24 protein-coding genes are annotated in these 24,204 nt (G+C 57.9%); 12 read left to right on the top strand and 12 right to left on the bottom strand.

What is annotated here, in order from left to right; genetic code table 11:
* Positions 1–68: 68 nt before the first annotated feature.
* Genes ASD32_RS22670 through ASD32_RS22655 form a run of 4 tightly spaced genes read right to left on the bottom strand, consistent with a single transcriptional unit; the run spans position 69 to position 2,838 of the window.
* Complete coding sequence (locus ASD32_RS22670) at positions 69–443, bottom strand: helix-turn-helix transcriptional regulator (protein WP_060640298.1); 375 nt, start codon at positions 441–443, stop codon at positions 69–71.
* Positions 440–1,009: a Smr/MutS family protein gene (locus ASD32_RS22665; protein ID WP_060640362.1), complete on the bottom strand. Its 570-nt coding sequence runs from the start codon at positions 1,007–1,009 to the stop codon at positions 440–442. Before ASD32_RS22665 ends, ASD32_RS22670 begins: the two co-directional genes overlap by 4 nt.
* Positions 1,002–2,111 carry a murein transglycosylase A gene (locus ASD32_RS22660; protein WP_060640297.1) on the bottom strand — a complete coding sequence of 370 codons (1,110 nt, stop codon included), beginning with the start codon at positions 2,109–2,111 and terminating at the stop codon, positions 1,002–1,004. Before ASD32_RS22660 ends, ASD32_RS22665 begins: the two co-directional genes overlap by 8 nt.
* A 28-nt stretch (positions 2,112–2,139) precedes the next feature.
* Positions 2,140–2,838, bottom strand: a complete 699-nt coding sequence (locus ASD32_RS22655) for a Tim44/TimA family putative adaptor protein (RefSeq protein ID WP_060640296.1) — start codon at positions 2,836–2,838, stop codon at positions 2,140–2,142.
* A 138-nt stretch (positions 2,839–2,976) separates the two neighbouring features.
* On the opposite strand from ASD32_RS22655, the gene ASD32_RS22650 reads away from it, so the two are divergent.
* Positions 2,977–3,501: an FxsA family protein gene (locus ASD32_RS22650; RefSeq protein WP_060640295.1), complete on the top strand. Its 525-nt coding sequence runs from the start codon at positions 2,977–2,979 to the stop codon at positions 3,499–3,501.
* A gap of 90 nt (positions 3,502–3,591) precedes the next feature.
* The gene (gene secB, locus ASD32_RS22645) at positions 3,592–4,080 is read left to right on the top strand and encodes a protein-export chaperone SecB (protein ID WP_060640294.1); all 489 of its coding nucleotides are present in this window, start codon (positions 3,592–3,594) and stop codon (positions 4,078–4,080) included.
* A 57-nt stretch (positions 4,081–4,137) separates the two neighbouring features.
* Here the strand turns inward: secB and dnaQ are convergent, their stop codons facing one another.
* Genes dnaQ through ASD32_RS22620 form a run of 5 tightly spaced genes read right to left on the bottom strand, consistent with a single transcriptional unit; the run spans position 4,138 to position 7,739 of the window.
* Positions 4,138–4,842, bottom strand: coding sequence for a DNA polymerase III subunit epsilon (gene dnaQ / locus ASD32_RS22640; RefSeq protein WP_060640361.1), 705 nt, complete (start codon positions 4,840–4,842; stop codon positions 4,138–4,140).
* Positions 4,842–5,435: a dephospho-CoA kinase gene (gene coaE / locus ASD32_RS22635; RefSeq protein ID WP_060640293.1), complete on the bottom strand. Its 594-nt coding sequence runs from the start codon at positions 5,433–5,435 to the stop codon at positions 4,842–4,844. The genes dnaQ and coaE overlap by 1 nt, the downstream gene beginning before the upstream one ends.
* Complete coding sequence (locus ASD32_RS22630; RefSeq protein WP_060640292.1) at positions 5,432–6,292, bottom strand: shikimate dehydrogenase; 861 nt, start codon at positions 6,290–6,292, stop codon at positions 5,432–5,434. Before ASD32_RS22630 ends, coaE begins: the two co-directional genes overlap by 4 nt.
* Positions 6,285–6,884 (bottom strand): Maf-like protein, encoded by a 600-nt coding sequence (locus tag ASD32_RS22625; protein WP_060640291.1) that lies wholly within the window; start codon positions 6,882–6,884, stop codon positions 6,285–6,287. The genes ASD32_RS22630 and ASD32_RS22625 overlap by 8 nt, the downstream gene beginning before the upstream one ends.
* Positions 6,885–6,914: 30 nt before the next feature.
* A complete protein-coding gene (locus tag ASD32_RS22620; protein ID WP_060640290.1) occupies positions 6,915–7,739 on the bottom strand; it encodes a pyruvate, water dikinase regulatory protein in 825 nt (274 codons plus the stop codon).
* Between the two features lie 404 nt (positions 7,740–8,143).
* Here ASD32_RS22620 and hemE point away from each other — a divergent pair, with 404 nt between their 5' ends.
* The 8 genes from hemE to ASD32_RS22580 all read left to right on the top strand — a co-directional run bounded on the left by hemE (position 8,144) and on the right by ASD32_RS22580 (position 17,003).
* A complete protein-coding gene (gene hemE, locus ASD32_RS22615; RefSeq protein ID WP_060640289.1) occupies positions 8,144–9,178 on the top strand; it encodes a uroporphyrinogen decarboxylase in 1,035 nt (344 codons plus the stop codon).
* Positions 9,175–9,714 (top strand): protoporphyrinogen oxidase HemJ, encoded by a 540-nt coding sequence (gene hemJ / locus ASD32_RS22610; protein ID WP_060640288.1) that lies wholly within the window; start codon positions 9,175–9,177, stop codon positions 9,712–9,714. The genes hemE and hemJ overlap by 4 nt, the downstream gene beginning before the upstream one ends.
* Positions 9,715–9,921: 207 nt before the next feature.
* Positions 9,922–11,187 carry a transcription termination factor Rho gene (gene rho, locus ASD32_RS22605; RefSeq protein WP_099050890.1) on the top strand — a complete coding sequence of 422 codons (1,266 nt, stop codon included), beginning with the start codon at positions 9,922–9,924 and terminating at the stop codon, positions 11,185–11,187.
* 127 nt (positions 11,188–11,314) lie between these two features.
* Positions 11,315–12,658, top strand: coding sequence for a tRNA uridine-5-carboxymethylaminomethyl(34) synthesis GTPase MnmE (gene mnmE, locus ASD32_RS22600; protein WP_156383298.1), 1,344 nt, complete (start codon positions 11,315–11,317; stop codon positions 12,656–12,658).
* An 88-nt stretch (positions 12,659–12,746) separates the two neighbouring features.
* The gene (gene mnmG / locus ASD32_RS22595; protein ID WP_060640287.1) at positions 12,747–14,630 is read left to right on the top strand and encodes a tRNA uridine-5-carboxymethylaminomethyl(34) synthesis enzyme MnmG; all 1,884 of its coding nucleotides are present in this window, start codon (positions 12,747–12,749) and stop codon (positions 14,628–14,630) included.
* Positions 14,627–15,265, top strand: a complete 639-nt coding sequence (gene rsmG / locus ASD32_RS22590; protein ID WP_060640286.1) for a 16S rRNA (guanine(527)-N(7))-methyltransferase RsmG — start codon at positions 14,627–14,629, stop codon at positions 15,263–15,265. Before mnmG ends, rsmG begins: the two co-directional genes overlap by 4 nt.
* A 14-nt stretch (positions 15,266–15,279) precedes the next feature.
* Complete coding sequence (locus ASD32_RS22585; protein ID WP_060640359.1) at positions 15,280–16,074, top strand: ParA family protein; 795 nt, start codon at positions 15,280–15,282, stop codon at positions 16,072–16,074.
* A 41-nt stretch (positions 16,075–16,115) separates the two neighbouring features.
* Entirely contained in the window at positions 16,116–17,003 is an 888-nt protein-coding gene (locus tag ASD32_RS22580; RefSeq protein WP_060640285.1) for a ParB/RepB/Spo0J family partition protein, read from the top strand.
* A gap of 54 nt (positions 17,004–17,057) precedes the next feature.
* On the opposite strand, the gene holA is transcribed toward ASD32_RS22580, so the two are convergent.
* Genes holA through leuS form a run of 3 tightly spaced genes read right to left on the bottom strand, consistent with a single transcriptional unit; the run spans position 17,058 to position 21,268 of the window.
* Positions 17,058–18,092, bottom strand: a complete 1,035-nt coding sequence (holA, locus tag ASD32_RS22575; protein ID WP_060640284.1) for a DNA polymerase III subunit delta — start codon at positions 18,090–18,092, stop codon at positions 17,058–17,060.
* 25 nt (positions 18,093–18,117) lie between these two features.
* Complete coding sequence (lptE, locus tag ASD32_RS22570; protein ID WP_060640283.1) at positions 18,118–18,651, bottom strand: LPS assembly lipoprotein LptE; 534 nt, start codon at positions 18,649–18,651, stop codon at positions 18,118–18,120.
* The gene (gene leuS, locus ASD32_RS22565; protein ID WP_060640358.1) at positions 18,638–21,268 is read right to left on the bottom strand and encodes a leucine--tRNA ligase; all 2,631 of its coding nucleotides are present in this window, start codon (positions 21,266–21,268) and stop codon (positions 18,638–18,640) included. Before leuS ends, lptE begins: the two co-directional genes overlap by 14 nt.
* Positions 21,269–21,478: 210 nt before the next feature.
* Here leuS and ASD32_RS22560 point away from each other — a divergent pair, with 210 nt between their 5' ends.
* Entirely contained in the window at positions 21,479–22,138 is a 660-nt protein-coding gene (locus ASD32_RS22560; RefSeq protein ID WP_060640282.1) for a YggS family pyridoxal phosphate-dependent enzyme, read from the top strand.
* 116 nt (positions 22,139–22,254) lie between these two features.
* Complete coding sequence (locus tag ASD32_RS22555) at positions 22,255–24,162, top strand: propionyl-CoA synthetase (RefSeq protein WP_060640281.1); 1,908 nt, start codon at positions 22,255–22,257, stop codon at positions 24,160–24,162.
* Positions 24,163–24,204: the final 42 nt, after the last annotated feature.

The raw sequence follows: 24,204 nt of genomic DNA, 5'->3' as shown, positions 1-24,204 counted from the left end.
GAATATAGGGATTTTGTCCATAGTTCCAAATCCCGTGCAGCCTGAAAGCGGCAGAAATCAGGGGATCATCAGTGTTCCTTATCAGGAAAGCGGGCTTTTTCCAAAACATCTTCCAGGATACGGATGGTTTCACCGGATAAGGTGCGGATACGGCCCGCAAGCCGGTTGGCAAACGCCGTATGCGCCGCAGGCAGACCGGACGTATTGAGCATCACTTTCGGGTCAGATAGGGCCGCGATCCCGAACAGTTCGTCCGCATCGTCCCAGATGACGTTGAAATAACCGGCGACCCTTTGCAGAAATTCAAAGCTCGGCGCGCCGCGCTTGCCGTGCTCGAGCGCCGAAAGATAGGCGGGCGATACGCCGATCGCCGCAGCCATCTGTTTCTGCGATACGCCCTTCTTCTGCCGCAACAGGCGAACCGCATCACCGAACGGGGTCATGGGGCCATGCCTCTGGGACGCGACAGCCGGACATAGAGCGCGCCATCGCCGCCATGGTTGCGAGCGGCCGGTTCATAAGACGAGATCAGCATGCGGAATTCCGGTAGCGAAAACCACATCGGTACCGCCCGCTTGAGCGCGCCGTCGCTGCCCAGCGACGTGCCCTTGCCGGTAATCACGAGAACATGCCGCAGTCCACGATCATAGGCCCGCACCAGGAAATGCAAAAGCAATCCATGCGCCTCGCTCTGGATCATGCCATGCAGATCGATCCGGGCTTCGATGGCCAGATGGCCCTTGGCGAGCTTGCGCTTGACCGGCTTTTCCAACGGATGATGCATCCTGGCCGTCTTCTTTGGCACATCTGCCGGAGCGGCCCCAAAAGCCTCGGTCAGCGACCGGCCCTCCTTCATCACCGGCATCGGTGGTTTTTCCGGCGCGGGCTTAGGTTTCGGCTCCTCGAATTCTTCAAGCTCGTCCATGCGTCCAGGCAGCGGCCGGGTGGTGCGGGCGACCTTGCCCCAGAGGATGCGGTCTTCGCTGGTGAGTATCTTTCCCTTAGCCATGGCCATATCTTGCCGCAGCGGTTTTCGGGATGAAAATGAAAAAGTCGGCTTCATTACGCACCGCACCGGCAAGCCGTCCAGCCTCGCCGCCGGAGCCAGTAAAGATATCGCCGCGAGCCGGGCCGACGATCGCCGAGCCCGTATCGAGCGCCAGCATCAGCCTGCGGAACGGACAGCCGCCGTCGATCGACGTCAGGCTGTCGCTCGCGATGAAAAAAGGAACGCCGAACGTATGGATCAGGCGATCGACGGCAAGCGAGCGGCCGGGCTCCAGCGCCACTTTCGCGGCGGCAACGGGGCCAAGTGCTGTATCGCCGACCTCGGCCTCCCGGAAGAAAATGAAGGACCGGTTGTGCCACAGCACTTCGTCGGCCTCATCCGGATGATCGTCCAGCCATTGCTTGATCGTCTGCATCGATACCGTTGCGGCGTCGATCTTGCCGCGCGCGATAAGCAGCTTGCCGGTGGCGGAGAAATAATGGCCGGTCTTCGCTGCATAAGTCACCCGCTTCATCGATCCATCGGGATAGACCAGCCGGGCGGCACCCTGAACATGGGCGAAGAACACATCGGTCTTTGATTTGGCATAGGCGATCTCCAAGCCCTGCCCGGCCAGATATCCTTGTTCGATCGCCCGGCGATCCGGATATTCGCTGACCTGACCATCCTTCAGCCGGCCAAAGGCAAAATAGGGATCCATGCCTTCGGGACGGTTGCCGTCATCGATATCGACGAGATCATCCGGGCGGCGATAGAAGGGAAAACGGAAGGTATCGTCCATGGTCGCGCTGACCTGAACTTCGGGTTCGAAGAAGGCGGTGACGAAACCGGGTTTGCCGTCGTGGCTGACGATCTTGAAGGCCACGAACTGCGCTTCGAAGAAAGCACGGGCCTCGCCTGCACCCTGCGGACGGGCGTGCCTGGCCGCATCATAGGCCGGCATCAGATCGGCGGTGGAAATGCCGAGCGACGCCGTCTTGTGCGGTTTGACGGTGGTGACCTGCCGGCGGCAGCGCTCAAGCGCCGGCAGAAGCGGTGATGGATCGTCGGATTGCCAACCGGGAAGGTCGGAAAAGTCGACCCGTTGCAAATCGAAATCCATCGCCGCCAGTCCCGTATCTATATTCCGATCAGTTTTCGGATTCCGTCGCGATCAGCTTCCAGTTCGGATCGCGCGAGCGGGTGTCGCGCGAGAAGGTCCAGAGATCGTTGACCTCGGACACCGCTTCGGCATCGCCATCGACGATCGCACCGGCCTTGTCATAGGTGGCCGAAATCAGCTGGCTGACGATGCGCAGCGTGATATTGGCTTCGCTGTCCTTGATCTCGGCATGCACCATGTCGGCCTTTTCAATGCCGACGAAGGTGGACTTGACGATTTCGCCCTTGCTTTCGCGTTCGGAAATCGCCGCATCGAAACCATCATAGACGTCGCGGGACAACAGGCCCTTGAGCGTCTTGCGGTCGCCATCGGCAAACGCCATGACGATCATCTCATAGGCCATCTTGGCGCCATTGACGAATTCCTTCGGATCAAAGGCCGGATCAGCGTCATTCATCCGGCGCAGCGCGTCGTTGAGCGGCGTGCCGGCCTTGGTGAAGGCGTCGATCCCGGCATAGCGCGAAATCTCCTCGCCTGCCCCATCGCGGCGGGGCAATTGCACCACTTTGCCGGATGCTTCGGGGCCTTCGGCCGCTTCGCGGGGCGAATAGGGATCGACCGGCGGACGTTCGTTGCCGGTCCGCTTGCCCAGAACGCTGCGCAGTTGCAGGAAGATGATCACCGCAGCGACCAAGAAAAACAATGTGATGAAGTCGAAAGAGCCCATTTCCACCCAGAACCGCTGTTAATATGCCGTGCGATCATCCCATATAGTCTGCATGGCACGATCATTCAAATGGCTATATCACTTCTTTGCAATTGCCGGTGCGGTTCGGCTCGATCACTTTCACCTGAGTAGATAACAATGCGCTCCCTGATCATCCCCTTCGTTTTCCTGTTGATGCCGATCGCGGAGATCGCAACCTTCATCATCGTCGGCCGCGAGGTCGGTGTCGGCATCACGCTTCTCCTCATACTGGGTAGCGCTATTGCCGGTGCGGTCCTGCTGCGCATTCAAGGCTTTGGTGTTTTGAGAAAAATCCAGGAGGCTTCGCAGACCGGCACCGATCCCGGCCGCCAGCTTGTGCATGGCGTCATGATCGTGATCGCCGCCTTCCTGCTGATCATTCCAGGTTTCATCAGCGACATCGCCGGGCTGTTGCTCTTCATTCCCGCAGTCCGGGATTTCGGCTGGTCCTTCGTCAAGAACCGCCTGACGATCGTGACAACCGGCATGGGAACCGGACGCGGCTTCTCCCGCGCACCGGAACCCGACCGGAACGGTCCCCGCCGCGCTGGCCCCCGGGTGATCGATCTCGACGATGATGACTATTCCCGCACCGATGGCCGCGGCCGCACCGATCCGAACGAGCGCGACCGCCTCAAGTGAACGATAGCACCTGAACCGGCAACGGGTTGTAAGCCCCGGTGCGAAATGCTAGATGCCTCACCAAATTTCATGTCCGAAGGAAATGGCCTTATGACCGATACCGCATCCCCGACAAACGGCGCGACCGAGAGCCCGTCCGTGAATATCCTGGCCCAGTACATCAAGGACCTTTCCTTTGAAAACCCGGGTGCACCGCGTTCGCTTCAGGCGCGCGAAAAGGCTCCGGCGATCAACATCAATGTCAACGTCAATGCCAATCCGTTGTCGGACGCGGAATTCGACGTCATCCTGACGCTGAACGCTGAAGCCAAGGACGGCGACAAGATGCTGTTCAATGTCGAACTGTCCTATGGCGGCGTTTTCCGCGTCACCGGTTTCCCGCAGGAACACATGCTGCCGCTGCTCTTCATCGAATGCCCGCGCCTGCTCTTCCCGTTTGCCCGCCAGATCGTTTCCGACGCGACGCGCAACGGCGGCTTCCCGCCGCTGATGATCGACCCAATCGATTTTGCCCAGATGTTCACGCAGCGCATGGCAGAAGAAAAAGTGCGCTCGCAGGTTTCGACGACCACGAACTGATCCGGCACGCGCCGCGATCCGATTGCCTAAAATGCCCGGTCATCGACCGGGCATTTTTCATTTGGCCAATTCGTATTTCGCCCAGATGGCTTTTTCGCCCATCTTGGCAATAAGAGCCGCATGCGCATTGGCTTCTTCGCCGGTCAGACGCGGTGCGAGCGGATGCGGCCGTTGTCCGGCAATTACGATGACCTCGTCGGTTTCGTTCGTCTGGCCGCGACTGTCATTGCTGTGCAGGCCAAACGCCGTCTGCCGGCCGCCGATCAGCTCGATATAGACTTCCGCCAGGAGTTCGGAGTCGAGCAGCGCACCGTGTTTTGTCCGATGGGAATTATCGACGCCATATCGGCGGCAGAGTGCGTCAAGCGAGTTGGGGCCCATCGGATGCTTGCGGCGGGCGAGCGCCAGCGTATCGGTAACCACATCATTGGTGATCGCCGGCAGGCCCAGCCGGGCAAATTCGGCATTCATGAAGCCCATGTCGAAGGTGGCATTGTGCGCCACCCACCGCGCATCGCCGAAGAAGGAAAGCAACTCATCGACGATGCCGGCAAAGTTCGGCTTGTCCTTCAGCGATTCGTCGGAAATGCCATGGATCGCCAGGGCGTCGGGATGTACCTTGCGATCGCCGGGATTGATATAGACATGGAAGGACCGGCCCGTCGGGAAGTGGTTGTCGAGCTCGATGCCGCCGATTTCGATGACGCGGTCGAGCTTGTTGTCGAGACCCGTCGTTTCCGTATCGAAAATGATTTCGCGCATCATGGCCTCTTCTGGCTGTTCAGCCGCTGAACGATCGCCGCCACCTGTTCACGGGCCGAATCAAGTCCGTGGCCGGTATCGATGATATAGTCTGCTTTCGCACGTTTTTCCCTGTCAGGGACCTGACGCGACAGGATGAGCGCGAATTTTTCCTCCGTCATCCCCGGTCTTTTCAGCACCCGTTCCCGTTGGATCTGCGGATCGCAGGTCACGACGGCGACCGCACCGACGCGATCTTCGCCCTTCGTCTCGTAAAGAAGCGGAATGTCGAGCACCACGAGCGGTGCGCCAGCGGCGCGATGATGATCGAGAAACATTCGCTCCTTGTCGCGCACCAGAGGGTGAACGATCGCTTCCAGCACCTTGAACAGCGCGGGATCCTTAGCAAGCTGGCGGGACAGTTCGGCCCGGTCGATGCTGCCCGCCTCTGCCGTTCCGGGAAATGCCGCTTCAATCGGCGCCACAGCTTCATTCTGGTAGAGCGCATGAACGACGGCATCGGCATCGTTGACCGGCACACCCATCTCCGCAAACATCTGGGCGGTGGTGGATTTTCCCATTCCGATCGATCCGGTGAGGCCGAGGATGATCATGCGTGGCTCGCCATGTCGTCGATGATGATCTGGCGCAGGGCTTCATCCACGACCGGCCGCCTGCCGAACCACTTTTCAAAACCGGGAGCCGCCTGGTGCAGCAGCATTCCGAGACCATCGACCGTCGCGCGCCCTTGTGTCTGCGCCTGCGCCAGGATCGGCGTCTTCAACGGCACATAGACGATATCCGTGACAATGCTCCTGGGTGCCATGCTGGTGAAGTCGATTTCGGGGACGGCCGTGCCATCCATGCCGAGCGATGTGGCGTTGATGAACAGGCCGGCATCTTTCATCACCTCGCTCAAAGCCTCCATCGGCTGTGCATGAACAGCCGCGCCAAACCGGTCGGCCAGTTCCTGGGCGCGGGTAACGGTGCGATTGACGACATGGATGGTGTTGACGCCACGATCGCGAACCGCCTGGATCACCGCGCGGCTGGCGCCGCCGGCACCGAGGATCACCGCCGTCCGACACTGGTCCCAGCCTGAGGCCCGTTCATCGAGGTTGGCGGTGAAGCCATGGCCGTCGGTGTTGGTCGCATGCACCAGGCCGTCTTCTAGCCAAAGTGTATTCGACGCGCCAAGTTCCGCGCTCAGCGCGTCCGGACGATCGGCCAGCGTAAAGGCCAGCTCCTTGTGGGGAATGGTGACATTGCCGCCCGTGAAACCGGACGTTCCGTTTTTGAGTGAGGCGATGAAATCAGCAAACTCTTTCGGTGGGATGGCATGGGCGCGGTAGCTGCCCGGCAAACCCAGCTGTTTCAGCCAATAGCCGTGGATCAGCGGCGAGCGTGAATGCTTGACCGGATAGCCGGTGACGAAGGCATGGTTAACAAATGTTTCACGTGAATCACGCATCGATCACCCGCAGATCCCTCAGTTTTTCGAGCAACGGCAGCATGGGCAGCCCGAGGATTGTGAAATAATCGCCGTCTATCGCATCGAAAAGCTGGATGCCCTCGCCTTCCAGCTGATAGGCGCCGACGCTGGACAGGGCCTTCGTTCCGACGCGGGCAAGATGCGCGTCGATGAAATCGGGACTAAGCACGCGCACCGACAGACGCGCCGAAGACACATGTTTCCAGAGAATGTCATTGCCCTGCGTCAGGACGATAGCACTGTTTAACTGGTGCGCCTTGCCGGAGAGCGACAGGAGATGATCGCGCGCTTCGTTCATATCGCGCGGCTTGTGATAGACCCGCGTGCCCAGGGACATGGTCTGGTCCGACCCGATGATAATGGCATCGGGAAAAGCCTGACCGACATTCCGGGCCTTGGCTTCGGCGAGAACCAGCGCAACCTCTTCCGGGGATGAGCCCTGCCGCTCGATCTCGCCCTCGATCGCCCGCTCGTCAATGTCGGCTGCCTGCGCCTGAAACGCGATGCCGGCATTGTCCAGAAGCGTGCGCCGGAACGGGCTTGCGGAAGCAAGGACCAGTGAACCTGCCATTGTCGTCCATCCTGTTTGATTGGATTCGCTCTAACGCAGCCGGGGGCGAAGGGCAACGATGGCGGCTGCGGTTTCCTCGATCGAGCGGCGCGTCACATCGATCATCGGCCAGTTGTTGCGGGCGCAAATCGAGCGCGCATATTTCAGCTCCTCAGTGATCGAGGCGCGATCGACATAATCCTCCGCGTGATAACTATGGCTCGCGGTGCCCAGAATGCGGTTTTGCCGGACCTGCGAAATCCGGTCTGCGGTTGCGATCAAACCGACCACCAGCGGCTTGGTCGCTTCCATCAGCCGGTCGGGCAACGCGACGCCAGGCACGATCGGGATATTGGCCGTCTTGATGCCGCGGTTGGCAAGATAGATGCTGGTCGGGGTTTTCGATGTCCGGCTGATGCCGATGAGCACCACATCCGCATCGTTAAAATCCGCCGGCAATTGCCCGTCGTCATGATCCATGGTGAAATTCAGCGCGTCGATGCGGGCAAAATAATCCGCGTCCATCACATGCTGCGCACCGGAGCGCCGGCGCGATGTTGCGCCGAGATAGGACTGGAAGAGATCGATGATCGGCTCCAGCACCGAGACGCAGGGCAGCCCCATCTCCTTGCATGTCACATTGATGATATCGGCGAGTTCGCGATCAACGATCGTATAGAGCACGATTCCCGGCGCGCCATCGATGGCTGCCATCACCTGCATCAGCTGCTTGCGATTGCGGATCAGCGGATAGACATGTTCGAGCGCATGCGCCGACTGGAATTGCGATGCGGCCGCCCTGCCCGCCGCGATCAGCGTCTCGCCGGTCGAATCGGAGATCAGATGCAGGTGGAAATAGTTTTTCTGGTTCTCCACGCTATTCTCCGAGGGCTGTTGATAAACCGGGACAGCGACAGCTAAGGACCGGCGGGGTTCGAAGGCAAGGGGAAAACCTGCGAGTTATGCACAATCGCGATTCCGGGGAGCCGGATTTGCGGCGCATGTGGAAAAGACTCATGCGTCACTGAAGCCTTGACGTTATCCACAAGCAGTCCACATCCCTGATTGAACTCTATCGATCAACGAAGCGCCTGACTCCTCATTCTTTTTTACGATTGTCCCCGCTCCTATCTGTCGCATAGCAAAATCAGCCAGGAGATTCTATTGAACGGGCCAGCATGTGGAAAAGAGTCGGACTGGCTATAATCCTTGATAGTCACAGACTCTAAGAAATAGAATCCTTAGATATAGATATCTTTTATAGTGGGAGAACGTGTCCGGTGACTGCGCAAAGCTGTAAGGTGCTACAGGTGTTGAAGGGTGAAACGCTCTCACCTCCCCCAATCTGGCTGATGCGGCAGGCAGGTCGATATCTTCCCGAATACCGCCAGACCCGGACCAAGGCCGGCAGCTTTCTCGATCTCTGTTATTCGCCGGATATGGCAGTGGAAGTGACCTTACAGCCGATCCGGCGTTACGCCTTTGATGCAGCCATCCTGTTTTCCGATATTCTGGTCATTCCCGATGCCCTGAAGCGCAACGTTCGTTTTGAAGAAGGGCATGGACCAAGGATGGATCCAATCGATGCGTCGGAGATCGCCAAGCTCGACGTCCGCCCTGTATCGGCCCATTTGCAGCCGGTGATCGAAACGGTTCGCCGCTTGCGAAAGGAATTGCCGGAGGAAACGACATTGCTCGGTTTCTGCGGAGCACCCTGGACGGTCGCTACCTACATGATTGCCGGGCACGGAACGCCTGACCAGGCCCCGGCGCGGCTTTTTGCCTACCAGCACCCCGAAGTTTTCGATCGGCTGCTGGCGGTGCTTGCTGAGGTCTCTGCGGATTATCTCGTCGAACAGATCGATGCCGGCGCTGATGCCGTGCAGATCTTCGATTCCTGGGCGGGCGTTTTGGGTGAGGAAGAATTTCGCCGCTATGCGGTCAACCCCGTGCGCCGGATGATCGACAGTGTTCGTGCCCGACGGCCTGACGCGAAAATCATCGCGTTTGCCAAGGGCGCCGGAATTCTCCTGAAGGATTACCGGCAAGCGACCGGTGCCGATGCCATCGGTCTCGACTGGTCGGTCCCCCTCTCGTTTGCCGCCGAGTTGCAGAAGGACGGCCCTGTCCAGGGCAATCTAGATCCGATGCGCGTTGTGGCAGGCGGTCGGTCGCTGGATGATGGGATCGACGCAATCCTGCAGAAGCTTGGAAACGGCCCGCTGATCTTCAATCTGGGCCATGGCATTACGCCGCAGGCCAATCCCGATCATGTGACCCAGCTTGTCGCTCGCGTTCGCGGAACTCAACGATGAGCGAACGCCAGACAGATATCCGGCCGGGAAAAAAAGCCCGCGCCCGCGCCTTTGTTGCGATCGCCCTGTTCGTGGCGCTGCTTGCCGTCCTGTTTGTCTGGCAGCCTGATAATCTCTATCTCTGGATCAAGGCGCTGCATCTTATCGCGGTCATGTCCTGGATGGCGGCCCTGCTCTACATGCCGCGATTGTTCATCTATCACACCGACGCAGCGCCCGGCTCCGAACAGTCGGAAACTTTCAAGATGATGGAGCAGCGGCTTTTGAAGGTGATCATGAACCCGGCGATGATGATCACCTGGGTGCTCGGCCTTTATCTCGCCTGGAGCGTCTATGGTTTTCAGGGCGGCTGGCTGCACGTCAAACTTCTGCTCGTCGTCCTCCTCACCGGCGTCCACATGCTGTTCAGCCGGGCGGTCCGAGCGTTTTCGCGCGATGAAAACACGAGGAGCGCCCGTTACTGGCGGCTGATGAACGAAGCGCCGACGCTTCTGATGATCCTCATCGTCATCATGGCGGTGGTGAAACCTTTTTGAGCCATGGACGTTTAAGGGGGACGTTGAAAAAGGAAACTTCCGGTAATTACCGTAAACCCCTTGCGGCGCATCGCGTGAATCGCTATTTTCCCGCCATCTCCTCTTTCGTGGCATGTGTAAACGTTACGAGCCTGCCCCTTCCGCTGCAGCTCTCCTTACATCAAGCACGCCGACTTTCCTCTTCGAATTCCAAGTGTGGTCCCCTTCATGGCTGAAATGAAGCTACAAGAACTTAAAAACAAAACTGCTACCGATCTCCTGGCGTTTGCCGAGTCGGTCGAGGTCGAAAACGCCAGTGTCATGCGCAAGCAGGAACTGATGTTTGCGATCCTGAAAATGCTGGCAAGCCAGGACGTCGAGATCATCGGCGAAGGCGTTGTCGAAGTGCTGCAGGACGGCTTTGGCTTCCTGCGCTCGGCCAATGCCAATTACCTGCCGGGGCCGGACGACATCTATATTTCTCCCTCGCAGATCCGGCGCTTCTCGCTGAAAACCGGCGATACCGTCGAAGGCCCGATCCGTGGTCCGAAGGAAGGTGAACGTTATTTCGCTTTACTCAAGGTCAACACGATCAATTTCGAGGATCCCGAAAAGATCCGCCACAAGGTCCATTTCGACAATCTGACGCCGCTCTATCCGAACGAGCGTTTCAAGATGGAACTCGAAGTTCCGACCTCCAAGGACCTGTCCGCCCGTGTCATTGATCTGATCGCCCCGCTTGGCAAAGGCCAACGCGGCCTTATCGTCGCACCGCCGCGCACCGGTAAAACCGTGCTGCTGCAGAACATTGCGCATTCGATCACCGCCAACCATCCAGAATGCTATCTGATCGTGCTTTTGATCGACGAGCGGCCGGAAGAAGTCACCGACATGCAGCGTTCGGTGAAGGGCGAAGTGGTTTCCTCCACTTTCGACGAACCGGCAACGCGCCACGTGCAGGTCGCCGAAATGGTCATCGAAAAGGCCAAGCGCCTCGTCGAACATGGCCGCGACGTCGTTATTCTGCTGGATTCGATCACCCGCCTTGGCCGCGCCTATAACACCGTCGTTCCGTCATCGGGCAAAGTCCTGACCGGTGGTGTGGACGCCAACGCCCTGCAGCGCCCAAAGCGCTTCTTCGGTGCCGCCCGTAACATCGAAGAGGGTGGTTCGCTGACGATCATTGCGACTGCCTTGATCGATACCGGCAGCCGCATGGACGAAGTCATCTTCGAAGAGTTCAAGGGCACCGGCAACTCCGAAATCGTGCTGGACCGCAAGGTCGCCGACAAGCGTATCTTCCCGTCGATGGATATCCTCAAGTCCGGCACGCGTAAGGAAGACCTCCTGGTCCCGCGTCAGGATCTGCAGAAAATCTTTGTTCTGCGCCGTATCCTCGCCCCGATGGGAACGACTGATGCTATCGAGTTCCTGATCGACAAGCTGAAGCAGACCAAAACCAACGGCGACTTTTTCGATTCGATGAACACCTGATCGATCGCCATAGTTTATCGCGGAGCCCAGGTTTATCCTGGGCTTTTGTTTTTCTGGCAGAAATTATGTAGCCGGATTCCGTCTTCGTATTCTAACGCCATTTAGTGCTAGCAATAAAGAACCCACGTTGAACCAGCCGCAGCAGTACATTTCTGACACAATTTACGCGTTGTCTTCCGGCGCTTTGCCGGCCGGCGTTGCCGTCATTCGTGTCAGCGGCCCTCGTACGTCAGAGGTTTTGTTGAAACTTTGTGGCTCTCTTACCCTACCACGGCAGGCTACGCTGCGATCGATTCGCAATCGAAACGGTGACGTTCTGGATCATGGACTGGTGCTTTACTTCAATGCGCCTGCATCATTCACTGGCGAAGACTGTGCTGAGCTTCAGGTTCACGGTGGCCGCGCCGTGGTCGATGCCATTCTGGCTGAGCTGGACGTCATTCCAGGTTTGCGGCATGCGGAAGCCGGAGAATTCTCGCGGCGTGCTTTTCAAAATGGCAAACTCGATCTTGTCGAGATCGAGGGTCTCGCAGATTTGATCTCCGCCGAAACAGAGATGCAGCGGCGCCTGGCGCAGGAACATTCCAGCGGGAATCTCTCCAAAATCTACGATGGGTGGGCGCGCAGGCTGACCCATGCCCGTGCCATGATCGAGGCAGAACTGGATTTCGCTGACGAAGACGACGTCCCGGGCTCCGTTGCAGAGAAAATTTGGGCGGATATGCGGGCGTTAAAGGGGGAAATTTCAGACCATCTCGATGGCGCGGGTATTGCGGAGATTATCCGGGATGGCTTGAAGATCGTCATTGCCGGCGAACCCAACGCAGGCAAGTCCAGCCTGCTCAATCATTTGGCACAACGCGATATCGCCATCGTTACCGATATCGCAGGGACGACGCGTGACATTCTCTCGGTTGATTTATCCTTAGCCGGATTCCGTGTTCAATTATTCGATACGGCGGGTCTTCGGGAAACCGATGACAAAGTCGAACAGGAGGGGATACGCCGCGCCCGTCTTACCATCGATCAGGCCGACATTGTTCTTCTTCTGGCAGATGCACCGAATGGCTTCGTTTCCCTTGGAGTATCCCAAGCGGCGGAGAAACCCATTATTAGGGTCGGCACCAAGATTGATCGTTCGCCGCTTTTATGGGATAAGGCCACCGTCGATGTGCTGATTTCTACGCAGACAAACGAGGGCATCGACCGGCTATTGGATATACTGGCGGATCATCTGCCAGACTTGTCCGGACAAAATGCCCTGTCTTTACCGACACGCAAGCGGCATATGAGTTGCCTTCAACAAACTCTCGCTGCTATCGATATGAGCTTGGCACAATCAAATCGCGGACTTGATATTCAGGCTGAATATTTGCGGCAAGCTGGCGATTCCCTGGGACGTATTACGGGTCGGGTGGATGTCGAGGATTTACTTGGTGTCATCTTTTCCGAATTTTGCATCGGAAAATGAAATGCTGGTTTTACAACGCTTGCGAGTCTTAAAAAGTGTTTCACGTGAAACGATTCGCCGCCGTAACACCGTGATGGAGACGGTTTAAATGTTTGATTATGATGTGGTTGTTATCGGCGGCGGTCATGCCGGTTGCGAGGCCGCAAGCGCTGCAGCGCGAATGGGTGCCAAGACTGCGCTGGTGACGCACAAACTCGATACGATTGGCGTTATGTCCTGCAATCCTGCGATTGGCGGTTTGGGAAAAGGCCATCTTGTGCGCGAGATCGACGCGATGGACGGGTTGATGGGTCGCGTTGCGGATGCTGCGGGCATCCAGTTCCGTTTGCTCAACCGCCGAAAGGGGCCGGCCGTACGCGGCCCGCGCACCCAGGCAGATCGCAAGCTTTATCGCCAGGCGATGCAGTCTGAAATTGACGCCATTGATAATCTGGATGTGATCGAAGGTGACGCTTTTGATCTGCGGCTCGATCGCGGTCGGGTGACTGGAATCATTCTTGCTTACGGCCGCATCATATCCTGTGGTGCCGCAGTTCTAACGACGGGGACCTTTCTGAGAGGTCTTATCCATATTGGAAACCGCAAGATCCCAGCCGGACGCGTCGGGGAAAGTCCTTCCCTTGGATTGTCCGGCACGCTCGAACGGTTTGGCTTGTCCCTCGCCCGCCTGAAGACAGGAACGCCGGCCCGTCTTGACGGTAAGACGATCGATTGGCAATCCGTGGGCCGTCAGGGTGCCGATGATGAGCCGGTGCCATTTTCGTTTATGACCGAGAGCATCACAAACCGGCAAATCGAATGCGGCTTGACGCGCACAACGGACGCGACACATAAAATTATCTCAGATAATCTGATGAAGTCGGCCATGTATTCCGGCCAGATCGAAGGCGTTGGGCCGCGTTATTGTCCGTCGATCGAGGACAAGATTGTCAAGTTTGGCGAACGGGACGGTCATCAAATTTTTCTGGAGCCGGAAGGTCTCGACGACGATACGGTGTATCCCAATGGGATTTCGACCTCCCTACCGGAGGACGTTCAACAGGCCTTCATTCAAACGATCCCAGGGCTGGAACACGTAACCATCCTTCAGCCTGGATACGCAATCGAGTATGACCATGTCGATCCGCGCGAACTTTCGCTCTCCCTGGAAGTGCGCAAAATCCCCGGCCTGTTTCTCGCGGGTCAAATTAATGGCACGACCGGCTATGAGGAAGCGGGCGCTCAAGGCTTAGTGGCTGGCTTGAATGCCGCCCTCCTCTGCGCCGGTAACACACCGCATGTCTTCAGCCGAACAAATTCCTATATGGGTGTGATGATCGACGATTTGACGTCGCGCGGCGTGGCAGAACCATACCGGATGTTTACGTCTCGAGCCGAGTACCGGCTGTCGTTGCGGGCGGATAATGCAGATGTTAGGTTGACGCCAGAGGCAATGGTGCTTGGGTGCGTTTCCGCTGAACGCGCCACAAAGTTCAATTCTTGGGTTGATGAACTCGAGAGAAAGCGTCAGTTGTTAAAGTCTCAAACAATCACGCCGACGGAAGGCCGAACGCATGGTCTGAAGCTAAATTTGGATGGTCAACGACGGTCTGCCTTCGAGCTGCTATCCTACGCTGATCACTCGATACAGTCTCTGAGCGCCGTTTGGCCGGAACTGAACGAGATCGATAAAAAGCTTGCCGAGGCACTCGAGATAGATGCGACCTATGCTGTCTATATGGATCGTCAGGCTTCCGATATTGCCAACGTCCGGAGCGAAGAAAGCCGTGTGATCCCTGAGGATTTTGAGTTTCACGTCTTGTCCGGGCTTTCGAATGAGTTAAAGCACAAACTACACTTGGCTAAACCGCGCAATCTGGCGCAAGCCATGAAGATAGATGGCATCACCCCGTCTGCGATATCGCTGATCCTAGCGCATATGCGTAAGGGCAACCACAGCCAGACAGAGCATATCAAGCAGGCGATTCAATGATTGCGAGTCCACCCCGTGAGCTAAACGGATTGCGTGTTTCACGTGAAACGTCGGAGCGGCTCGAACATTTCGCCAGTCTTTTTTTGAAATGGGCGAAATCGATAAACCTCGTTGCGCCCTCCACCCTCGGGAATCTGTGGCAGCGCCATATTGCCGATAGTGCCCAAATTTTTCAACTGGCACCAGGCTCCAAACGTTGGGTCGATCTTGGCAGTGGTGGTGGCTTTCCTGGCATTATCACTGCAATTTTCTTAGCGGAACTGAATGATGGATGGGTCCATCTGGTCGAAAGCAACAGCAAGAAAGCGGCATTTCTCCGCGTTGCGTTGGCTGAGACCGGTGCGAGGGGTTCCGTGCATCCAATTCGAATCGAAGACGCGGTAACCGTCATTCCGCAATGCGATGCCATTTCCGCAAGAGCGCTCGCTGATTTGAGCCAGCTCCTCGTTTATTGCGCTCCTTGGATGACTGGAGACACTCAAGCAAAGGCATTTTTCCATAAAGGCCGGGATTATCAGCAAGAAGTTGACAAAGCCGTTAGCCGCTTTCAGTTTGATCTGGTAAAACATGCAAGCGTCGTCGAGCCGGACTCTGTGGTTCTCGAAATCGCAAATCTTTCGCGGAAAATTCAATAGTGGCAGAATGCGGTATGATAGGCGAGAAAAATAGGATCATCACGATTGCCAACCAGAAGGGCGGAGTGGGGAAAACCACGACAGCCATCAACCTGGCAACCGCATTGGCCGCGATCGGCGAGAAAGTCCTTATCGTTGATCTGGATCCGCAGGGCAATGCGAGCACCGGCCTCGGCATTCAGCGCCGGGATCGCAAGCTCTCCTCCTATGAGTTGATGATCGGTTCGCACAATATCGCTGATATCGTTCAGGACACCGTTGTTCCAAATCTTTCGATCGTGCCGTCGACCATGGATCTGCTGGGTGTCGAGATGGAAATTTCGGCGGCCAGTGATCGCGTGTTTCGACTGCGGAAGGCACTTGCTTCACCCGAAGCGCTTGCTTATTCCTATGTTCTCGTAGATTGCCCGCCGTCGTTCAATCTTTTGACAATGAACGCCATGGCTGCTGCGCACTCGGTTCTCGTCCCGTTACAGTGCGAGTTCTTTGCTCTTGAAGGCTTAAGCCAGTTGCTCGAAACTGTCGATCAAGTCCGGCGCTCGGTCAACCCAACCCTGGATATCCAGGGCATCGTTCTGACCATGTTCGACTCGCGCAACAATTTGGCGCAACAGGTCGTCAATGACGTGCGGACCCATCTGGGCGAAAAGGTCTACCATACGCTTATCCCGCGTAATGTTCGCGTTTCAGAAGCACCATCCTATGGTAAGCCCGCCATCCTGTATGATTTGAAATGCGCCGGCAGCCAAGCCTATCTGCAGCTGGCATCCGAAGTGATACAGCGCGAGCGGCTACGGAAGGCCGCCTAAGCAATCGATTCGACATCGTAACGATAAGTGTGAGTACAGCGATGAATGACGACAATTCGAGACGGAGACTTGGACGCGGTCTGGCTGCTCTGATCGGCGAAATGGACCAGCCCCTGCAGGCCAGTAGCCCTGTTGCGCCCGTTAATGCGGACCGGCGTATTCCGATCGAATTTGTCGCCCGTAATCCGCGCAATCCGCGGCGGACGTTTGACGAGGCGGAGTTGCAGGACCTGGCGAGTTCGATCCGCCAGCACGGCATTGTCCAGCCCGTCGTCGTTCGCACGATCGCCGATGAACGATATGAAATCATCGCTGGTGAGCGCCGCTGGCGTGCCGCGCAACTGGCTGGATTTACCGATATCCCGGTTATTGTTCGCGATGTCGACGATCGTACAGCTCTCGAAATCGCAATCGTGGAAAACGTTCAGCGGTCAGACCTCAACCCGCTGGAAGAAGCTTTGGGTTACGATCAGCTGATTGCGGAACACGGCTATACCCAAAATGATCTTGGCGAAATCATTGGCAAAAGCCGCAGCCATGTTGCCAATAGTCTTAGGCTTTTGAAGCTACCGGAGCCAGTGCGGGATATGCTTTCTTCCGGCACCCTGTCCGCTGGCCATGCTCGCGCTTTGATTCCCACCTCTGATCCGGTTTTGTTAGCGCGATCGATCATCGCCAAGGGCCTTTCGGTGCGTGACACCGAACGGCTGGCTCAGAACGATATTCGCGCCCAGAATGATCCGAACTACGGCAAGCCCTCCCCCAAAGAGGAAAAGGATGCGGATACGCTGGCGCTGGAGCGGACGCTGTCCGACAGCCTTGGACTTGATGTCACCGTCAATCACAAGGCATCTGGCGGACAGCTGCGAATTTCGTACAAGACGCTCGATCAGCTCGAAGAAATCTGCCGGCTGCTTGAGCGCCGTTAAAACCAATTCGGTTACGAAACAAAATAAAAGTAAAATAATATCAAGAAGATAGGTTTATCTACGCGCTGATTGCAAGGTGATCGCCAGCAATGTCTGCATGGCGATGCTGTCTTCAAGGCTTTGCCGTGTGCGACTTTGAAGAATTGCCGCTTGCAAGCGCGCAAGTTCCCGCCGGATGGCTGGAAGTGTCCAGGTCTTCAAGGCGCCTTCAATCAGGGGCTTGCGGCGAAAATGCAGATGCCGTCCGAGTGTGGCGACGACCTGTGTGGGTTGCTGCCGCTTGTCGTCCATCTCGGACCGCATCAAATCCAGCAGCTGAAATTGTTTCAGGCAGGCCTGTAGCACCAGGAAGATAGCGGTCTTCGACGCCACGATCTTTCGGATAGCATGCTGCAACTCGTCGGCGTCGCCTTTGAGGACCGCATCGATTGCGTCATCGACGGACACCGCGCTGGCGTCGCCGACAATGTCGAGAACGTGGTTTTCCTCAATCGAGCCCATGCCTCGGCAATAGAGCGCCAGCTTGCGGATTTCGTTGCGCGAGGCGATCCTATCGCCGCCCAGCGCCTCGTTCAGCCGTTCGCGTGCAGCGGGGGAAATACGCAGGCCTTCCAGTCCGAGTTCCTGGTCGATCAGCGCATTTACTGCCCGGGCATCGTCGCTATAGCAGGCGATCGAGACGACCGACCGGCTATTTTCACCGATCTTACGAATGCCGGTTCCCTTCTTGAGATCACCGGCTTCGATGATCACATAGCTGGCATCCGGTGGCTGCTGCGATAGGAGGCTGAGCCCCTCTATCAAGGTTTTCTCGGTGCCCGCAGCCCGTATCCAGACGAGCTTCTCGCCGCCGAAGAGACCGATCGTGTTGACTTCGTCGAGCAGACGTCCCGGGCTCTGCTGGAGATCGGTGCCATCGAGCCGGATCAAAGAAAACGGATCGTCAAGCGCAACTCCGGTCTTGCCGGCAATCTGGGTGGCGCGTTCGGACACCAGTCCGCGGTCAGGACCGTAGATCAAGTAGATGCGATTATCCCGCAGCGGACGCTGCAGGAACTGCTCGAATTCGTGCGATTTGATCTCGGTCATACCGCCACCTTATGCCGCAAACCGCTCAGCGGCCGAGCGCTGCTGCAAGATCGGCACGGATGATCTCTGCCAGTTCCTTGGCCGCCCGCTTTTCGCCATCGCGGCTGGCGCGAACCTTGGCAAATTCCTGCTCCGGAAAATCGACCAGTGCAACGGAGGTGCGGTTGCCGGAGCGAACGGTTTCGCCCGTATCCGCCCGCGTCAGGTTATAATCGGCCGAAACCACGACGCGGCCTGCACCGGCAGTGTCGGTGTTGTCGTCAGTGGTGTTCTGGTCATAGAGAACGCCCTTGATGCTGCTTGTGACGCTCAAAGCCAGCTTGTATTGGGCGTTCTTCGGCTCACCTGCTCCCCCTGATGTCAGGAAGATCAGCGCATTGCGCACCTCCTGCTCAACGCGGTCGCCAGCTTCGGAAATCTCGATCGATGCCAGCGCCTTGGCGGGCTTGCCCGATGGGCCGTCCGAATAAAGCGGCTTGACCTGGCAACCGGCGAGGACCGCAAGCGTGCCGAAAGCCAGAAGCTGCGCGTATCTTTGAGCTTTTTCAGACAACGACATTCACGATCCTCTGCGGCACGACGATGATCTTTTTCGGGCTTTGTCCGTTCAAGGCAGTCTTGACCGGCTCCAGCGCCAGAACGGCGCTCTCGATTGCAGTCTGATCCGCATCGCGCGCAATTGTCAAATCGGCGCGCTTCTTGCCGTTGATTTGAACGGGCATGGTCACCTCGTTCTCGGCGACCAGCGCTTCCGAGTAGACCGGCCACGCTGTCTGCGCGACCAGGCCTGCTCCGCCAATTTCCTGCCAGCACTGCTCGGCCAAATGCGGCATCATCGGCGCAACAACGCTGATCAGGATCGATACTGCATCCTTGACGGCTGCGGTCGTGGCCGCGTCGGCGGTTCCGGCTGCAACCTGCGTCAGCGGGTTGGCAAGCGTGTTTACGAGCTCATAGAGCCGCGCCACGGCCTTGTTGAAGGCGAGCTTGTCGTAATCAGCCTGAACAGCCTTCAGCGTCTTGTGTGTGGCTTGCGAGATCGCAAGGGCCGAGCCGCCTGAGGCGGGCTTTGCCTCAACCGCCTTCAGCGCATCGGACGCTTCCGAGATCAGCCGCCACAGGCGCTGGACGAACCGATGCGCGCCTTCGACGCCGGCTTCCGACCAGATCACATCACGATCGGGCGGAGAGTCGGAGAGAACGAAGAAGCGAGCGGTATCAGCGCCATAGGACGCGATAATATCGTCGGGATCGACAACATTCTTCTTCGACTTCGACATTTTCTCGATCGAGCCGATGGTGATGGGTTCGCCGGTTTCGATCAGGCTCGCCTGCCGCTTGCCGTCGTTCTCGACGATGATGATTTCGGCCGGCGTCACCCATTCGCGCTGGGCGCCGTCGCTGCGGCTATAGGTTTCGTGCACGACCATGCCCTGCGTGAACAGGCCCTTGAAAGGCTCGTCCAGTCCGGCATGGCCGGTGGCCTTCATGGCGCGGGTAAAGAAGCGCGAATACAGCAGATGCAGGATCGCGTGTTCGATACCGCCAATATATTGATCGACAGGCAGCCAGTGATCGACTGCCGCCGGATTGGTCGGCTTGTTTTCCCAAGGTGCCGTAAACCGTGCGAAGTACCAGGACGAATCGACGAACGTATCCATCGTATCGGTTTCGCGGCGGGCATCCTTGCCGCATTGCGGGCAGGAGACGTGACGCCAGGTCGGGTGGCGGTCGAGCGGATTGCCCGGCTTGTCGAAGGTGACGTCATCAGGCAGCTTGACGGGCAGATCAGCTTTGGGAACTGGAATGACGCCACAGTCATCGCAATGGATAACCGGGATCGGGCAGCCCCAATAGCGCTGGCGGGAAATACCCCAGTCGCGCAGACGGAAATTGACCTTGCGCTCGGCTTGCGGGGCATTGCCAATCGAGGCCTGCTCCAGCGTTGTCGCAACCTTCTCAAAGGCTTCTTCGATCGTCAGGCCGTCAAGATAGCGCGAATTGATCATCACGCCGTCGCCGGTATAGGCTTCGTCACCAATGGTAAAGCTCGCAGCATCACCATCCTTCGGCATCACCACGGCAATGGCCGGGAGGCCGTATTTGCGGGCGAAATCGAGGTCGCGCTGGTCGCCGGAGGGGCAGCCGAAGATCGCACCGGTGCCATAATCCATCAGCACGAAATTGGCGACGTAAACAGGCAGCTCCCAGCTCAGGTCCAACGGATGCTTGACGCGGATACCCGTATCAATGCCCTTTTTCTCAGCCGTTTCCAGCGCCGCCAGCGATGTGCCGGCCCGGCGGGTTTCCTCGCAGAAGGTTTCGATCTCTGGGTTACCCGCAGCCGCCTGGCGGGCGAGCGGATGATCGGCGGCGATCGCCAGGAACGAGGCGCCAAACAGCGTGTCTGGGCGGGTCGTGTAGACAGCGACCTCGGTCGCGTCGGCAGCGCCAGTACCCGGAACGATTTCCCAGCGGATCGTCAGGCCTTCGGAGCGGCCGATCCAGTTCTTCTGCATCAGGCGGACCTTTTCAGGCCATTGATCCAGCGTGTCGAGCGAATCGAGCAGATCCTGGTTGAAGTCTGTAATGCGGAAGAACCACTGCGTCAGTTCGCGCTGTTCGACCAGCGCGCCGGAGCGCCAGCCGCGTCCGTCGATCACCTGTTCATTGGCAAGAACCGTGTTATCGACCGGGTCCCAATTGACCTTCGACTGTTTGCGGTAGACCAGGCCTTTTTCCAGGAAATCCAAGAACAGGTGCTGCTGATGCTGGTAATATTCGACATCGCAAGTGGCAAATTCGCGCGACCAATCCAGCGACAGGCCCATCACCTTCAGCTGCGCCTTCATCGAGGCGATGTTCTGGTAGGTCCAGGCGGCCGGATGCACGCCACGTTCCATGGCGGCGTTTTCGGCTGGCATGCCGAACGCGTCCCAGCCCATCGGATGCAGGACATTATAGCCGCGGGCGCGCTTGTAACGCGCCACGACGTCGCCCATGGCATAGTTGCGGACATGGCCCATATGGATCCGGCCGGACGGATAGGGGAACATCTCGAGCACGTAATATTTTTCGCGCGGATCGTCATTGTCTGTGAGGAAGACTTTCTTCTGGTCCCATTCCCGCTGCCAGCGGGGTTCGGAATCGCGCGGATTGTAACGTTCAGTAGCCATGTGATTGATGTTCCGGAAATTGGGCGAGGGGAAATCGGTCCCCTGGATATTTGGCGTGACCTTCACCATGAAACAAGCGTAGCGTCAAGTTTGGAAGGCTTTGGGGCGAAACTTTGAGCATTTGACCGGCGTTGCTCGATTACGGCTTGGCAGTCCGGTTCAGTTTGACTATTGCGCCCTGCAAGCCTGAACGTGATGGAGATGTAGGCAATGAGCGTGGAAGAACGGTTGAACGATGTCCTGGCCCGGATTCGCGACGCAGAAGAGGCCAGCCACCGCCCGGTTGGCACCGCCTCTCTCGTTGCCGTTTCCAAGACCTTTGAAGCCGATGCCATCCGTCCTGTCATTGCGGCGGGACAGCGGATCTTCGGCGAGAACCGTGTGCAGGAAGCGCAGGGCAAATGGCCGGCATTGCAGGCGGAAACGGCTGGCATCGAGCTTCATCTGATCGGGCCGCTGCAATCCAACAAGGCGGCCGATGCTGTGGCGCTGTTCGACGTGATCGAGACGATCGACCGCGAGAAAATTGCGCGCGCGGTTGCGGCTGAAATTGCCCGCCAGGACAAGTTGGTTCGCCTCTACGTTCAGGTCAATACGGGGCTTGAGCCGCAAAAGGCGGGTATCGCGCCGGATGAGACCGTGGCCTTCGTCACGCTGTGCCAGGAAACGATTGGTATTCCCGTGGAGGGATTGATGTGCATTCCGCCGGCAGATGAAAATCCCGGTCCGCATTTTGCGCTGCTTGCCAAGCTTGCCGAACGTTGCGGCCTGGATAAGCTCTCCATGGGCATGTCTGGTGATTTCGAGACTGCCGTGCAGTTTGGCGCCACCAGCGTGCGTGTTGGCTCGGCAATTTTTGGAACGCGCTGATCTTTTCAGGTCCCCGGAAACTCTAACCCTTTCGTCTGGCTTCTCCGCGCGCCTTCAATCTCCTATTGTCCTCCCTGGAGGCTGGGTTCGCCCGGTATGGAGTGGAGGAGACGGCAATGGCGAGCAGCTATTCCGGCGTTTATGCTGCGTGGAAACAGGACCCGGACGCTTTCTGGGCTGAAGCGGCCCGGGAGATTGACTGGTTCCGGCCATTCGATCAGGTTTTTGATCCCGCCCAGGGCGTTTACGGGCGCTGGTTTCCAGGCGGCGAAACCAATACCTGTTTCAATTGCCTGGATCGCCAGATAGCCCGAGGGCTCGGTGATCAGACTGCCCTGATTTATGACAGCCCTGTCACCGGCACGATCGAGCATTGGACATACCGCGCCATCTTGGACGAGGTCGTCGCGCTGTCGTCGGTCTATCAGGATCTCGGCGTCGCAAAGGGCGACCGGATCATCATCTATATGCCGATGATTCCGCAGGCCGTGTTCGCGATGTTGGCTGCTGCCCGCATCGGCGCCGTTCACTCCGTTGTGTTCGGAGGCTTTGCAGCAAGCGAACTGGCAACCCGCATCACCGATAGCGAAGCCAAGCTGGTCGTGTCGACCAGTTGCGGTATCGAAGGCGGAAAAATCATCGCCTATAAACCCTTACTCGACGCTGCCATCGAGATCAGTTCGCATAAGCCGGCTCACTGCCTTGTTTTCCAGCGGCAGGCGTTGAAGGCCGATCTGTCGGCTGTCCGGGATCTCGATTTCGCCACGGCTGTTGCTGCCGCAAAAGAGCGGGGCGTCGACATCCCCTGTACCCCGGTCTTGGCGACTGATCCGCTCTACATTCTCTACACGTCGGGAACCACCGGCCAGCCGAAGGGCGTGGTGCGCGACAATGGTGGCCATATGGTTGCGCTTGTCTGGTCGATGCAGCATTTCTTCGGCATCAAGCCGGGCGAAGTCTTTTGGGCCGCCTCCGATATTGGCTGGGTGGTTGGGCATTGCTACATCGTCTATGGCCCGCTGCTGAACGGCAGCACGGCCGTTCTTTACGAGGGGAAGCCGGTCGGCACGCCGGATGCCGGCGCCTATTGGCGGGTGATCGAGGAGCACGGCGTCACCACGCTGTTTACCGCCCCAACGGCATTTCGTGCCATCCGCAAGGAGGATTCGCAGGGCGATCTTATCCACCGTCATGATCTGCAAAATTTCAAAGCGCTGTTTCTTGCCGGCGAGCGTGCCGATCCCGATACCGTCATCTGGGCCGAAGAAAAACTTGGCGTTCCTGTCATCGATAATTGGTGGCAGACGGAAACCGGCTGGCCGGTTGCCGGAAACCCGCTTGGGCTTGGTCTTCTCCCGGTCAAATACGGTTCGGCGGCTGTCCCCCTGCCCGGATATGATGTTCAGGTTCTCGATGATGCCGGCCATCCGGTACCGGCCGGAACGCTTGGCAAAGTTGTCATCAAGCTGCCAATGCCGCCAGGCTGCCTGCCGACATTCTGGAAGGCCGACCAGCGTTTTCGCGACACCTGCCTTGCCGAGTTCCCAGGCTTTTATCGCACCGCTGACGCCGGCTATATCGACGAGGACGGCTATATCTTCATCATGTCGCGCACTGACGATATCATCAATGTCGCCGGCCATCGCCTATCCACTGGCGCGATGGAGGAAATCTGCGCTGGCCATGCCGACGTCGCCGAATGCGCCGTTATCGGCATTGCCGATCCGATCAAGGGTCAGGTCCCCGCTGGCTTCCTGGTCATCAATGCCAATGTTTCCCGTGAAACAGCCGATATCGAGAGAGAGGTTGTGGGACTGGTGCGCGACCGCATCGGTCCCGTCGCCGCATTCAAGACGGCCATCTGCGTCAAGCGGCTACCGAAGACGCGCTCCGGCAAGATCCTGCGCGGCACCATGCAGAAGATCGCTGACCGCGAGGTTTGGAAAATGCCAGCGACGATCGATGATCCGGCAGTCCTGGAGGAAATCACTGCAGCCCTGAATGCACGCGGTATTGGCGTGTAGTACCAGGATTTCTTAGCCGGAGTCTGGGAAAGTTTCTGCGGT

Source organism: Rhizobium sp. Root483D2 (assembly GCF_001426685.1).
Taxonomy (GTDB): Bacteria; Pseudomonadota; Alphaproteobacteria; order Rhizobiales; family Rhizobiaceae; genus Pararhizobium; species Pararhizobium qamdonense.
Note: the sequence above shows the minus strand (reverse complement) of the source record. Positions and strands in the feature narration are given on the sequence as shown.